Source organism: Ideonella sp. P3_A4, assembly GCF_056403075.1.
Genome location: NZ_JBFUGE010001319.1, coordinates 1 through 651 on the forward strand (window position 1 = coordinate 1; position 651 = coordinate 651).

1 protein-coding gene is annotated in these 651 nt (G+C 64.1%); it reads right to left on the bottom strand.

What is annotated here, in order from left to right; genetic code table 11:
• Window positions 1-45 precede the first annotated feature (45 nt).
• The coding region (locus AC1DYI_RS37780) for a choice-of-anchor tandem repeat GloVer-containing protein (protein ID WP_477209172.1) at window positions 46-651 on the bottom strand (606 nt) is incomplete at its 5' end.

Below are 651 nucleotides of genomic sequence, written 5' to 3' on the forward strand. Positions count from 1 at the left end.
CAGTGGTGAAGAGCGCCCGCGGGTCTGAACGCCGCTGGTCGGCAGCTACTTGAGCCGCAGTCGGTAGACCGTGCCGCGTCCGTGCTCGCCGCCTTGCCGGGTCGTGCCGTAGAAGACGCCGTCTTCGGCCTCCACCAGCCCGGCCACCGGCCAGGCGCCGTCGGCCGTGGCGGGGTTGCCGAAAGCGAACAGCTGAGTGAATACGCCGTCGGCCGTCAATCGGAACACCGATCCCTTCTTGTACTGGCCGCCGTAAGTGGTGGCGCCGTAGAAGTGGCCGTCCCGTGCAAGTAACAGGTTAGGCGCGGGATGCCCCTCCTGCTCACGAAATGGGTGCAGCACCGTGATCTGGCCGTCGAAGCCCATTCGAAAGAAGGTCCCCTGACCGTGAGCGCCACCAACACCAGTGGCCCCGTACAGATAACCGTCCGGCCCTTCGACCAGACCTGATTCGGGGCCCCACCCACGGTTGTCATCTGTCCGAAACGAGTGGAACACCTCGAAGGAATCATCCGGGCCCACTCGATAGACAGCGCCGGAGTCATGCGTGCCGCCTCTCAACGTCACGCCATAGATGTTCCCGTCGCTGGCTTGAAGCAAGGAAAGAAAACCTGGCGCACGGACGTTGTCGTGCGTGGTGCTGAACTGGTG